11 protein-coding genes are annotated in these 11987 nt (G+C 71.5%); 4 read left to right on the top strand and 7 right to left on the bottom strand.

Annotated features, from left to right (window positions below):
• Nucleotides 1-5: 5 nt before the first annotated feature.
• Nucleotides 6-1067 (bottom strand): adenosine deaminase, encoded by a 1062-nt coding sequence (locus ACTUAL_RS21730; RefSeq protein WP_177154676.1) that lies wholly within the window; start codon nt 1065-1067, stop codon nt 6-8.
• A gap of 321 nt (nt 1068-1388) precedes the next feature.
• Between ACTUAL_RS21730 and ACTUAL_RS21725 the strand changes: the two genes are divergently transcribed.
• Both ACTUAL_RS21725 and ACTUAL_RS21720 read left to right on the top strand, forming a co-directional pair.
• Nucleotides 1389-2576 (top strand): hypothetical protein, encoded by a 1188-nt coding sequence (locus ACTUAL_RS21725; protein WP_440901537.1) that lies wholly within the window; start codon nt 1389-1391, stop codon nt 2574-2576.
• Nucleotides 2577-2957: 381 nt separating this feature from the next.
• Nucleotides 2958-3503 (top strand): hypothetical protein, encoded by a 546-nt coding sequence (locus ACTUAL_RS21720; protein ID WP_096497007.1) that lies wholly within the window; start codon nt 2958-2960, stop codon nt 3501-3503.
• A 58-nt stretch (nt 3504-3561) separates the two neighbouring features.
• On the opposite strand, the gene ACTUAL_RS21715 is transcribed toward ACTUAL_RS21720, so the two are convergent.
• From ACTUAL_RS21715 to ACTUAL_RS21690, 6 genes are all read right to left on the bottom strand, one after another.
• Nucleotides 3562-4836 carry a thymidine phosphorylase gene (locus tag ACTUAL_RS21715; protein WP_440901535.1) on the bottom strand — a complete coding sequence of 425 codons (1275 nt, stop codon included), beginning with the start codon at nt 4834-4836 and terminating at the stop codon, nt 3562-3564.
• Complete coding sequence (locus tag ACTUAL_RS21710; protein ID WP_096497009.1) at nt 4833-5276, bottom strand: cytidine deaminase; 444 nt, start codon at nt 5274-5276, stop codon at nt 4833-4835. Before ACTUAL_RS21710 ends, ACTUAL_RS21715 begins: the two co-directional genes overlap by 4 nt.
• Nucleotides 5269-6534 carry an ABC transporter permease gene (locus tag ACTUAL_RS21705; RefSeq protein ID WP_373565549.1) on the bottom strand — a complete coding sequence of 422 codons (1266 nt, stop codon included), beginning with the start codon at nt 6532-6534 and terminating at the stop codon, nt 5269-5271. The genes ACTUAL_RS21710 and ACTUAL_RS21705 overlap by 8 nt, the downstream gene beginning before the upstream one ends.
• Complete coding sequence (locus tag ACTUAL_RS21700) at nt 6531-7604, bottom strand: ABC transporter permease (protein ID WP_015805136.1); 1074 nt, start codon at nt 7602-7604, stop codon at nt 6531-6533. The genes ACTUAL_RS21705 and ACTUAL_RS21700 overlap by 4 nt, the downstream gene beginning before the upstream one ends.
• The gene (locus ACTUAL_RS21695) at nt 7604-9148 is read right to left on the bottom strand and encodes an ABC transporter ATP-binding protein (protein WP_096497011.1); all 1545 of its coding nucleotides are present in this window, start codon (nt 9146-9148) and stop codon (nt 7604-7606) included. Before ACTUAL_RS21695 ends, ACTUAL_RS21700 begins: the two co-directional genes overlap by 1 nt.
• Nucleotides 9149-9218: 70 nt before the next feature.
• Nucleotides 9219-10355, bottom strand: a complete 1137-nt coding sequence (locus tag ACTUAL_RS21690; RefSeq protein ID WP_177154680.1) for a BMP family lipoprotein — start codon at nt 10353-10355, stop codon at nt 9219-9221.
• Nucleotides 10356-10908: 553 nt separating this feature from the next.
• Here ACTUAL_RS21690 and ACTUAL_RS21685 point away from each other — a divergent pair.
• Both ACTUAL_RS21685 and ACTUAL_RS21680 read left to right on the top strand, forming a co-directional pair.
• On the top strand, nt 10909-11424 hold the full coding sequence (locus ACTUAL_RS21685; RefSeq protein ID WP_096497013.1) for a YbaB/EbfC family nucleoid-associated protein: 516 nt from the start codon (nt 10909-10911) through the stop codon (nt 11422-11424).
• Nucleotides 11425-11489: 65 nt separating this feature from the next.
• Nucleotides 11490-11987, top strand: a 498-nt coding sequence (locus tag ACTUAL_RS21680; protein WP_440901536.1) for a WXG100 family type VII secretion target, incomplete at its 3' end; no start/stop codon positions are given.

The raw sequence follows: 11987 nt of genomic DNA, 5'->3' as shown, positions 1-11987 counted from the left end.
CCGGGTCAGCCCTTGAGGGCGGCGTAGCCGGGCTCGACGACGTCCCGGATCAGCGCCCGGCGCTCGTCGAGGGGCAGGAAGGCGGCCTTGGCGGCGTTGGTGGTGAAGGTCCGCAGGTCGTCCCAGCCGAAGTCGAACTCGCGCACGACGGCGGCGAACTCGCCGGTCAGGGAGCAGTCGCTCATCAGCCGGTTGTCGGTGTTGAGCGTGACGCGGAAGCCGAGGTCGGCCAACCGCTTGACCGGGTGCTCGGCGATGGAGGCGAACGCGCCGGTGTGCACGTTCGAGGTCGGGCACATCTCCAGGGCGATGCGGCGGTCGCGCACGTACGCGGCCAGGCGGCCGACCTCGTCGCCCTTGACGTCCTCGATGATCCGGACGCCGTGGCCCAGCCGCTCGGCGCCGCAGCGCTGCACGGCCCGGTGGATGGACTCCGGGCCGTCGGCCTCGCCCGCGTGGACGGTGAAGTGGGCGTTCTGCTCGCGCAGGTACTCGAACGCGGACAGCTCCCTGGTCGCCGGGAACCCGGCCTCGGGGCCCGCGATGTCGAAGCCGACGACGCCCGCGTCGCGGTAGCGGACGACCAGGTCGGCGATGCGCTGCCAGCCGTCGTTCTGGCGCATGGCGCACAGCAGGGCGTTGACCCTGATCCGGTTGCCGGAGGCGGCCTCGCCCTGGCGGAAGCCCTCGTTCACCGCCTCCACGACCTGCTCGAGGCGCAGGCCGCGGTCGGTGAACAGCTCGGGGGCGTAGCGGACCTCGGCGTAGGCGACGCCGTCGTCGGCCAGGTCCTGCGCGGCCTCGGCGGCGACCCTGACCAGGGCGGCCTCGTCCTGCATGACGCCGCAGGTGTGCGCGAAGCCCTCCAGGTAGCGCACCAGCGAGCCGGAGTCGGCGTTGTCCCGGAACCAGGCGCCCAGCTCGGCCGGGTCGGCGGTCGGCAGGCCCTCGTGGCCGCAGGCGTCGGCCAGCTCGATCACGGTCTGCGGGCGGAGACCACCGTCGAGGTGGTCGTGCAGCAGGACCTTGGGGGCGGCCAGGAGCGCTTCCGGCGAGAGGGGATTCATGGTCGACACCGTATCCTCCGGGCCCGGTGGCGCGTTGTTCAGTCGTGATGCAGAACTTTGCGCTACGCGGGTGTGACGACACATCACCCGCAAGGGTCAGGATTCCTCGGCAGAGGGACTTGGCCAGCGCTGTTACCTGCCGGTACAGCAGGATTAGTTCACACTGATGGACTACAAGCTAGATCAAGATGGGCGATCCCGCCTAGGGGGTAGTACCTGTCACCCCGTGGACGCGGTTAGGCTCCCGGACGTCTCCCCTCCCCTGGACGAAGGCACCCAGCCGTGAACGAGAACAGCAACTCCACGATGTCCTTCGATCGGATGCGCAACATGCTCACGCGCGCCGCGGAGATCCGTGAGAGCGAACAGCAGCAGATCTTCGACGCGCTGGACGAGATCCACGCGCGGATGTCCCCGCTCGAGACGCTGGGTTCCGTTCGCAAGCGGCTGTCGGAGCTGCCCGACCGGACCGAGGTCAGCGTGCTGGCCGAGCGGCTGGACGAGGCGCTGTCCCGCCTGGAGGCGCAGGACACCGCCGTGCAGGGCATCAACCGCGCGGTGGAGGGCCTGGTCGACAAGCTCGCCAAGCCGTTCGCCCAGCTCGACGGCAGGCTCGACGGCGTCGCCGGGCGCTTCGAGGGCGTCGCGGGCCGGATGGACGGCCTGGAGGACAAGCTGTCGCACATCCACAAGCGGCTGGACGACCTCGACGGCCACCTGGACAAGCAGGACGGCAAGGTCGAGCAGCTGCCCGGCGCGGTGACCACGCCGCTGCGCGAGCGCATCGAGTCGCGGGAGGCGGCGCTGCGGTCGCGCATCGACGAGGTGGACGAGGGCGTGCACGAGCACCTCGACGGCACCCGCGAGGCGCTGCAGCGGACCGTGTCCGACACGTCGGGCGCGCTGCACGGGCGGTTGGACGAGACGCGCGACAACATCAACTCGACCAGGGACGGGTTCCACGCCGCGCTCACGTCGACCAACGACAGCCTGCACTCGGCGCTCGCGGACACCCGCAGCACCGTGCACGGCAAGCTGGACGAGGCCCGCGAGGCGCTGCACGCCGCGCTGGACGAGACCAGGGACCAGGTCGACGCGACCGACCGCCTGGAGGCGCTGGCGCAGCGCCTGGAGCAGGTCACCTCGCGCCTGGACACCATGACCACCAGGCTCGACGCGGTGGAGGACGACTTCGCGACGCGGCTCAGCGAGCTGTCGGGCGTGGTCGAGTCGAGCATGGCGAAGGTCGAGGGCAAGATCTCCGAGCGCCCCGACGCGGACTCGCTCACCTCGATGGTCAACCGCAGCAACAAGGAGTCCGAGCTGCGCATCGGCGGCCAGCTGGACGAGGCGATGGCGACCTTCGCGGAGCTGATCCTCGGCGGCGGCCCGTCCTCCGCTCCCCCGCCCCCCACCGCCCTTCCCCGGCCGCAGCGGCGGGTGCGGAAGAACGGGCCGAAGAACGGCGAGCTGCGGGACGACGACGACCTGGACGCCCAGGGCGCCTGAGGGGCGGCTGGACGGACGGCGGCGAGCCGGACAGGTGGACTTGAGCGCCTGACCGCGGGCGCCCGCTGGTCGGGGAGACTCCAGCGCGGCGCGAGTGCTCGAAGGGCCCGGCCCCCACGGGGGTCGGGCCCTTTCGCGTGCCCGGAGCGACCGGGGCGCGGGGCGGGAACGCGGCGCAGGGGTGCGCGTTCCCGCAGTGCTTCGAGCACCGTCGAAAGGCGGGGGCGGGCGGCCGGGGCGCGGCTAGCGTCGGGGGTGCCCGCTGGACCGGGGAGTCCGGCGGGCGCCGATCGCGGGGCGTCCGGTTCCACGACCGCCCCGCGCGATCCACCAGGGGGAACCGTGGTTCGGAGGAGCGGCAGACTCATCGCACTGGGAGCGGTGGCGGCGGCTGTGGTGTCGCTGCTGCTGGGCGGCACGGCGAGCGCGTCCGGGGAGCGCTCGTTCACCGCGCAGGCCCGCGCGGCCGGGTTGACGGCGGCGCAGGTCGAGGGGTTGCAGGACAAGGTCGACGGCTACCTGCGGGAGCTGGGTGACCGGGGCAAGCAGGTCGCGCCCAACCAGATCGAGCTCGGGGGCGCGGTGCTGAACGTGACGGTGCCCGGCGAGGACCAGCCGAGGGTCCTCGGCGAGGTCACCGCGAACGTCAACAACGCGGCCCAGTGCAGCGGGAACTGGGCGCGGTACGGCTGGTTCTGCGCGTACCGGGACCAGTGGTTCAGCGGCGACAACATCGGGATGTACGCCTGCGGTGACTACTACATCCCGTGGTACACGACGGGGTCCTGGCACAACAACCAGACCACCGGCACCAGGCCCTGGCTCTACTTCACGACCGGCGAGGGCCCCTGGCACATGCCCCCGGCGGACTCGCAGCAGGCGAGCGGCGTCGGCTGGAGCCCGGTGCTGTACATCGACAACTGCTGATCCCGGAACGCCGAAGGGGCGCGGCCACCCGGCCGCGCCCCTTCCGCGCGTCCCGCTCTCAGCCGCGAATGGTGTCGATCACCAGCGCCGAGCGCTCGGTGACCTCCCCGTTCAGCTCCACGCCCGCGCGCAGCGTCTCGAACGCCGCGTCGAACGCCTCCGGCGTGTCCGTGTGCAGCTCCGCGATCGGCTGCCCGGCGGTCACGCTCGCACCCGGCTTCACCAGGCACCGCACCCCGGCCCCGGCCTGCACCGGGTCCTCCTTGCGGGCCCGGCCCGCGCCGAGCCGCCAGGCCGCGACGCCGACCGCGTACGCGTCCAGCCCGGTCAGCACGCCGTCCTCGGCGGCCTCCAGCACCCGCGTGTGCTTCGCGACCGGCAGCTCCGCCTCCGGATCGCCGCCCTGGGCCCTGATCATCCGGGCCCACGTCTCGTACGCCTCGCCGGACGCCAGCACGCGCGCCGGGTCCACGTCGATCCCCGCCAGCGCCAGCATCTCGCGGGCCAGGGCCACGGTCAGCTCCACCACGTCCTCGGGGCCGCCGCCGCGCAGCACGTCCACCGACTCGGCGACCTCGATCGCGTTGCCGACCGCCGCGCCCAGCGGCACCGACATGTCGGTGAGCAGCGCGGTGACCTTGCGGCCGTGGTCCACGCCGATGTCCACCAGCGCCCGCGCGAGGGCCCGCGCCCGCTCCTCGGTCTTCATGAACGCCCCGGAGCCGACCTTCACGTCCAGCACCAGCGCGTCCGCGCCCTCGGCGATCTTCTTCGACATGATCGAGCTGGCGATCAGCGGGATCGCCTCGACCGTGCCGGTGACGTCCCTGAGCGCGTACAGCTTGCGGTCCGCCGGGGCCAGGCCGGTGGTGGCCGCGCAGACCACGGCGCCGACCGAGCCCAGCTGGGCGGTGATCTCGTCCAGGGACAGCTGCGCCCGCCAGCCGGGGATGGACTCCAGCTTGTCCAGGGTGCCGCCGGTGTGCCCGAGGCCCCTGCCGGACAGCTGGGGCACCGCCGCGCCGCACGCGGCGACCAGCGGGGCCAGCGGGAGGGTGATCTTGTCGCCGACGCCGCCGGTGGAGTGCTTGTCCACCGTGGGGCGGTCGACCCGCAGGTCCAGCACGTCGCCGGACGCGATCATGGCCCTGGTCCAGCGGGCCGTCTCGGCGGCGTCCATGCCGTTGAGGAAGATCGCCATGGCGAGCGCGGACATCTGCTCGTCGGCGACCTCGCCCCTGGTGTAGGCGTCGACGACCCAGTCGACCTGGCCGTCGGTGAGCCTGAGCCCGTCGCGCTTCGCCCTGATGACGTCGACAGCGGTGTGGCTCACGGCAGGTCCTCCGGTCCGAAGGCGTCCGGCAGCACGGCGCTCATCGGCAGCACGCCGGACGGGGTGTCCACCAGGCAGTCCGCACCGCCCAGCTCGTACAGCACCTGGCGGCAGCGACCGCAGGGCATCAGCAGCTGGCCGTCGCCGTCGCTGCAGGTCACCGCGACGAAGCGGCCACCGCCGGTCAGCCGCAGCTGCCCGGCCATCGCGCACTCGGCGCACAGGCCGAGCCCGTAGGAGGCGTTCTCGACGTTGCAGCCGACGACCACGCGGCCGTCGTCGCACAGGGCCGCCGAGCCGACCTTGAGCCCGGAGTACGGGCAGTAGGCCAGCTGGGCGGCCTGGAGGGCGGCGGCGCGGAGCGCGGTCCAGTCGACCTGGACCGCGTCCCCGCCCGCGCTCGTGCCCTCTTGGCTGCTTGTGCCGGAGGAATCACCCACGGCGGTAGACCTCACCATCGGCCGCGGGCATCCGCAACCGCTGGGACGCCACGGCCAGCACCACGAGGGTCACCAGGTGCGGCGCGTACGTGGTGAGCTGGCTGGGCACCTCCTCCACGCTGAAGTAGATCGCGTACAGCGCCACGGCCGCGACCGCGCCGCCGAGCGCCGCGATCCACCGCCGCTTCCACAGCTGCCAGATCACGACCGCGCCGACCAGCAGCACCGAGCCGTAGATCAGCGACATGAACGTGGCGCCGCCGCTGCGCAGCTGGAGGCCGTCGGCGTAGCCGAACAGGGCCGCGCCGCCGAGCAGGCCGCCGGGCCGCCAGTTGCCGAAGATCATCGCGGCGAGGCCGATGTAGCCGCGCCCGTTGGTCTGGCCCTCCAGGTAGCCGGGCTGGCCGGGGTTGAGCACCAGGGTCGCGCCCGCGATGCCCGCCAGCGCGCCGGAGATCAGCACGGCCGCGTACTTGTACAGGTACACGTTGACGCCGAGCGACTCGGAGGCCACCGGGTTCTCGCCGACCGACCGCAGCCGCAGGCCGAAGCGGGTCTTCCACAGGATCAGGTAGCTGGCCACCACGAGCGCGGCGGCGATCATCACCAGCGGGGAGACGCCGGTGAGCAGGCCGCGCAGGATGCCCGCGACGTCCGAGACGCCCACCCGCTGCTGCTGCTCCAGCTCGGCCAGCCAGTCGGTCAGGCCCGCCGCAGAGTAGGTGTCGAACTTCGGCACCGCCGGGGACTCGCGCGGGTTGTTGGACACCGGCTCGAACAGCAGCGTCGACAGGTACTTGGTGACGCCCGCGCCGAGCAGGTTGATCGCCACGCCGGACACGATGTGGTTCACGCCGAAGGTGACCGTGGCGATCGCGTGCAGCAGGCCGCCGAGGGCGCCGAACACGATCGCGGCGATCAGCGCGGGCCACGGGCCCCACTGGTAGCCCGCCCACGCCGCGCCCCAGGTGCCCAGGATCATCATGCCCTCAAGGCCGATGTTGACCACGCCCGCGCGCTCGGCCCACAGGCCGCCGAGGCCCGCGAGCAGGATCGGCAGCGCCAGGCCGACGGCGGTCTGGATGGTGCCCGCCGAGGTGAGCTGGGCGACGCCGGTCAGGTACGAGGTCGTGGCGAGCAGCGCGATCGCGCCGACCACGGCCAGCAGGCCGACCGCCCAACCGGGGAGCTTGCGCGCCTTGCGGGGCGGCGGGACGGTGCTGGGGGCCTCGGAGGGGTTCATCAACGAAGTGCTCACGACGACGCCTCCACGGTTCCCAGCTGCTGCCCGACCCGACGCTGCTGGGCCGCCACCTCGAACCGGCGGACCACCTCGTAGGCCACGACGACCGACAGCACGATCGAGCCCTGCATGATCGTCACGATCTCCCTCGGCACGCCCTGGTTGTCCAGCGCGAGGCCGGCCTTGTCCAGGAACGCCCACAGCAGCGCGCCGAGCGCGATGCCGCCGGGGTGGTTGCGGCCGAGCAGCGCGATGGCGATGCCGGTGAAGCCGATGCCCGCCGGGAAGTTCAGGTCGAAGGTGTGGTTGCGGCCCAGGATCTCCGGCATGGAGACCAGGCCCGCGATCGCGCCGGACATGAGCATGGCGATCAGCACCATGCGCTTGGCGTTCACGCCGCCCGCCGCGGCGGCGGTCGCCGACTGGCCGGAGGCGCGCAGCTCGAAGCCGAACCGGGTGCGGTTCATCATCACCCAGTAGCCGACGCCGAGCGCGATCGCCAGCACGACCAGGCCGTACACCGTGCCCGCGCCGCCGAGGTCGATGCCGGGGACCCAGCCGGTCTCCGGGATCTCCGGGGTGCGGATGTTGTTGCCACGCAGCTCGCCGAACATGTCGCGGCTGATCAGGTACGCGGACACGCCCATGGCGAGCCCGTTCATCATGATCGTGGAGATGACCTCGTTGACGCCCCGCGTCACCTTCAGGACCGCCGGGATGGCGGCCCAGGCGGCGCCCGCGACGGCGGCGGTCAGGATGATCACCAGGGTGTGCACGCCGGTCGGCAGCGCGATGGATCCGCCGACGACCGCGGCGACGACCGCCGCGACCCGGTACTGGCCCTCGACGCCGATGTTGAACAGGTTCATCTGGAACCCGACCGCCACGGCCAGCGCCGCGATGTAGTACGTGCTGGTGCTGTTGACGATGTCGACGGCGGTGGTGCCCTCGCCGACCTGCAGGACCATGGCCCCGAACGCCCGCAGCGGGTTGGCGCCCGAGATGAGCAGCGCGATCCCGCACAGCAGGGCGGAGAACAGGATCGCCAGTGCGGGCGGCAGCAGCTTGCCGCGCAAGATTCCCATTACTCGCCTTCCACTTCCGCGACCGCCGAGCTGGTCGCGCCCGCGCCGGTCATGGCGCTTCCGAGGTCCTCAGGGGTGACGGCGCTCGGGTCGGCGTCGGCGACGAGCCTGCCGCGCAGCATGACCTTGATCGTGTCCGAGAGGCCGATCAGCTCGTCCAGGTCCGCGGAGATGAGCAGCACGGCCAGGCCGTTGGCGCGGGCCTGCTTGATCTGGTCCCAGATCAGGGCCTGCGCGCCGACGTCGACGCCGCGCGTGGGGTGCGAGGCGATCAGCAGCACGGGGTCACCGGACAGCTCGCGGCCGACGACCAGCTTCTGCTGGTTGCCGCCGGACAGCGCGACGGCCGCCACCTCGATGCCGGGGGTGCGCACGTCGAACTCGTCGACGATGCGCTGGGTGTCCTTCTTCGCGCCCGCGATGTCCAGCCACGGCCCGCGCGCGGCGGGCTTGCGGGTCTGGTGGCCGAGGATGCGGTTGGCCCAGAGGGGCTCCTCCAGGAGCAGGCCCTGCCGGTGCCGGTCCTCGGGCACGTAGCCGATGCCCGCCTCGCGGCGGGCGAGCGTGCCGAGCTTGGTGATGTCGCGCTCGCCCAGCCGGACGGAGCCGTGGTGGGCCTTGCGCATCCCCATGATGGTCTCGACCAGCTCGGTCTGACCGTTGCCCTCGACGCCCGCGATGCCGACGATCTCGCCCGCGTGCACGGTGAGGTCGATGTGGTCGAGCACCGGTCGGGCGCCCTCCTCCGCGACCAGGCCGAGGTCGTCCACGACCAGCACGGCGCGGTCGGTCACGGTGGACTCGCGGGTCTCCGGGCTGGGCAGCTCGGAGCCGACCATCATCTCGGCGAGCTGCCGGGAGCTGGTGGTCCTCGGGTCGGCGGTGCCGACGGTGGTGCCGCGCCGGATGACGGTGACCGAGTCGGCGATCGAGCGGACCTCGTCCAGCTTGTGCGAGATGAACAGGAAGGTGTAGCCCTGCTCGCGCATCCCCCGGAGGGTGTCGAACAGCTCGTTCACCTCCTGCGGCACGAGGACGGCGGTCGGCTCGTCGAGGATGATGACCTTGGCGCCCCGGTAGAGGACCTTGAGGATCTCGACCCGCTGCCGGTCCGCGACGCCCAGCCGCTCCACGAGGACGCCGGGGTCGACGGACAGGCCGGTCTGGCCCGCCAGTTCGAGGATGCGCTTGCGCGCCCTGGCGCCGATGCCGTGCAGCGCTTCCGCGCCGAGGACCACGTTCTCCTGCACGGTCAGGTTGTCGGCGAGCATGAAGTGCTGGTGCACCATGCCGATGCCGACCTTGATGGCCTCGGCGGGGCTGCGGAACCGCACCTGCTCGCCGTTGACCTCGATGGTGCCCTCGTCGGGCTGCTGCATCCCGTACAGGATCTTCATCAGGGTGGACTTGCCCGCGCCGTTCTCACCGCACAGCGCGTGCACCTCGCCCTGGGCGACGCTCAGGTGGACGTCGCTGTTCGCCACGACGCCGGGGAAGCGCTTGGTGATCCCCGACAGGACGACAGCAGGGGTCGGTTTGCTCATGGAGGCTCCCTCAACCACGCGCCAGGCCCCGCGAAGATCGATTCGCGGGGCCCGGCGCGGTCGGTTCGGATCAGCTGGTGGGCTGGTCCGAGACGGTGATCTTGCCCTCGATGATCTGGGCCTTGTAGCCCTCGAGGACCGCCTGGAGGTCGGCGTCGATCTTGCCGCCCGAGGTGGAGTAGCCGACGCCGTCCGACTTGAGGTCGAAGACCTTCGGCAGGGAGGCCAGGTCGTTCTTGGCCGACGCCTTGATGAAGTCGTACACCGCCACGTCGACGCGCTTGATCATCGAGGAGACGATGACGTCCTTGCTCTCCGCGACGGTGGTCTGGTTGTACTGGTCGGAGTCGACGCCGATGGCCTTGACGTTCGCGGCCTTGGCGGCGGAGAAGACGCCCTTGCCCGAGGCGCCCGCGGCGTGGTAGAGCACGTCCGCGCCCGCGTCGATCTGGCCCTGCGCCGCGACCTGGCCCTTGGCCGGGTCCTGGAAGCCGGTGAAGTCGCCCGCCGGGGTCAGGTACTTCTTCTCGATCTTGACGTCCGGCGCGGCGGCCTTGGCGCCCTGAAGGTAACCGGCCTCGAACTTGCCGATCAGCGGGGTCTCGACGCCGCCGACGAAGCCGACGTGGCACTTGGCGCTCTGGTAGGCGGCGATGACGCCCGCCAGGAACGAGCCCTGCTCCTCGGCGAACACCAGCGGGGTCACGTTGGACGCGCCCTCGACGCTGCCGTCGACGATCGAGAACTTGACGTTCGGGAACTCCGGCGCGACCGTCTTGAGCGACTCCGCGTAGGCGAAGCCGACCGTGACGATGACGTTGAAGCCCTCGCTGGCCATCTGGCGCAGGCGGGTGACCTTCGCGTCCTCGGCCTCGTTCGGGGCCGCGGTCAGCTCCTTGACGTCCTTCAGGCCGAGGTCGGCCTTCGCCTTGTCCAGGCCCGCGGCGGCGGCGTCGTTGAACGACGCGTCACCGCGCCCGCCGATGTCGTACGCGAGGCCGACCTTGAGCGCGCTGCCGTCCACCTTCTCGGTGGTGGAGGCGCTCGTGGAAGACGTGGCGGCGGCGGCCGGGGGCTTCTCGGCGAACTTGCAGCCCTCACCGGCCGCGCTGGTGGACCCGCCACCCGTGGAACCGGTGTCCTTGGCGCACGCCGCCATGGACAGGACGCTGGTCAACGCGACAGCGGTGACCGCAAAGCCGCGCAGTTGACGACGCACTGCTCGTCTCCCTCCCTGCTCTGTCGAGCAGACAACTCCCGACTCGCAGCGGTCGGGCTCCGAGTGGTGGACCGTACCCCGTGGTAATGACGATCGCGCACGCGCAGGCCCGCCGTGACCTAATCGTTGGTGCCTCGACCCACTACCGCCACTCGACGTAACAATCTCGCCCCGTTCGGTGATCAACAACTACGCAGGGTGAGCTTTGAACCACGGTGGACGAACACCCGTAAAACACTCGGGAAGGCTGGGGCCAACGGCGGGGTCCCAGCCTTCCTTCGGTCAACGGTTGACAGAACACCCTGCTCCGGGCGTCCCGACGGGGTCTCGAGAACCGGTCGCGGCGGCCCCGGCGCCCGCCACCGGAACCCCCGTCCGGGCGAGTTGCGCCGGGTGGGCCATCACCGCCCGCATCCGCTGGTCCGTCCGGGTGAGCCGACCCCTGGGTGGCGGTGGTTAGCCCGTTGGTGGCACGTTGGATCCGCGTTGGCGGGCTGGGGTTCAGTCCAGTCTGCACCGGTATCCCCCCAGGAGGTTGGCGTTGGACCCCCAGCAGTGGCTTGGCAACTTCGAGGCCAAGCTGGCCGATCTGCAGCAGAAGTCGGCTGACCTCCAGGAGAACTACGCGGCGGCGAGCGCGACCGTGACCAGCCGCGACGGCGCGGTGAAGGTGACCGTGGGCCCGAACGGGGGCCTGCAGAACCTGGAGCTCGGCCACCGCGCGACCGAGCTGGGCGCCGCCCGGCTCACCGCGCTGATCATGGAGACCGCGCGGACCGCGCAGAAGCAGGCGGCCACGAAGGTCATGGAGGCCTTCGCGCCGCTCGGCGAGGGCACCGAGGCGATGCAGTTCGTCAGGGACTCCATCCCCGACGACGGCCCCGGCGCGGACGAGGACGAGCGGGACGACTACGCGGAGCCGGAGCCCGAGCCCCAGCGGCCCCAGGCCCCCCAGCAGCCGCCGGTCCCCCCGTACGCGCAGCAGCGCCCCGCTCCCGCGGCGCGACCGGCGGCGCGGCGGCCCGCCGAGGACGACGACGAGAACCAGCCGTGGTGAGCAGCGCAGCGACCGTAGTGACCGCAACAGCCGTGGTGAGCAGGAGGGCCTGAGCCGTGGAAGTCATGAACATCACCGAGGAGAACGAGCTCAAGGGCTCCCTCTTCATCTCGGCGTTCGACGAGCTGATCGACTCGGTGGGCAAGGAGGCCGAGACCGAGACCGAGCACGTCCTCGACATCACCTTCGCCGCCATCGGCGCGGCGTCGTCGCTGGCGATGCTGGCCGTCGACCCGTTCGGCACGATCCTGGGCGCGGGCATCGGCTGGCTCATCGAGCACCTGGTGTTCCTGCGCGAGCCCCTGGACATGCTCATGGGCGACCCCGACGACATCAACGCGAACGTCGAGGCGCACAAGGCGCAGGCGGCCGAGATGCGGGTCCTGGCGGAGGACCACCGCAAGGGCCTGACCAACGTCGACGGCTGGAGCGGCCAGTCCGCCGAGAGCTTCCAGAAGAACATGGAGCAGCTCGGCAGCGAGCTGGACTCGCTGGCCAACTCGGTCGAGACCAAGGCGAAGATCGTCGCGATCTGCGGGATGCTCGTGCAGGTCCTGCGCGAC

The sequence above is a fragment of the Actinosynnema sp. genome (assembly GCF_052038725.1).
The sequence above is the reverse complement of the archived record's forward strand: the minus strand, read 5'-3'. Positions and strand labels throughout refer to the sequence as shown.

What these genes read in the sequence shown, in the direction of transcription:
- ACTUAL_RS21725 (WP_440901537.1), top strand. Translation starts at nt 1,389, where the DNA reads ATGCGCAACATGCTCACGCGCGCCGCGGAGATCCGTGAGAGCGAACAG.
- ACTUAL_RS21695 (WP_096497011.1), bottom strand. Translation starts at nt 9,148, where the DNA reads ATGAGCAAACCGACCCCTGCTGTCGTCCTGTCGGGGATCACCAAGCGC.
- ACTUAL_RS21730 (WP_177154676.1), bottom strand. Translation starts at nt 1,067, where the DNA reads ATGAATCCCCTCTCGCCGGAAGCGCTCCTGGCCGCCCCCAAGGTCCTG.
- ACTUAL_RS21700 (WP_015805136.1), bottom strand. Translation starts at nt 7,604, where the DNA reads ATGGGAATCTTGCGCGGCAAGCTGCTGCCGCCCGCACTGGCGATCCTG.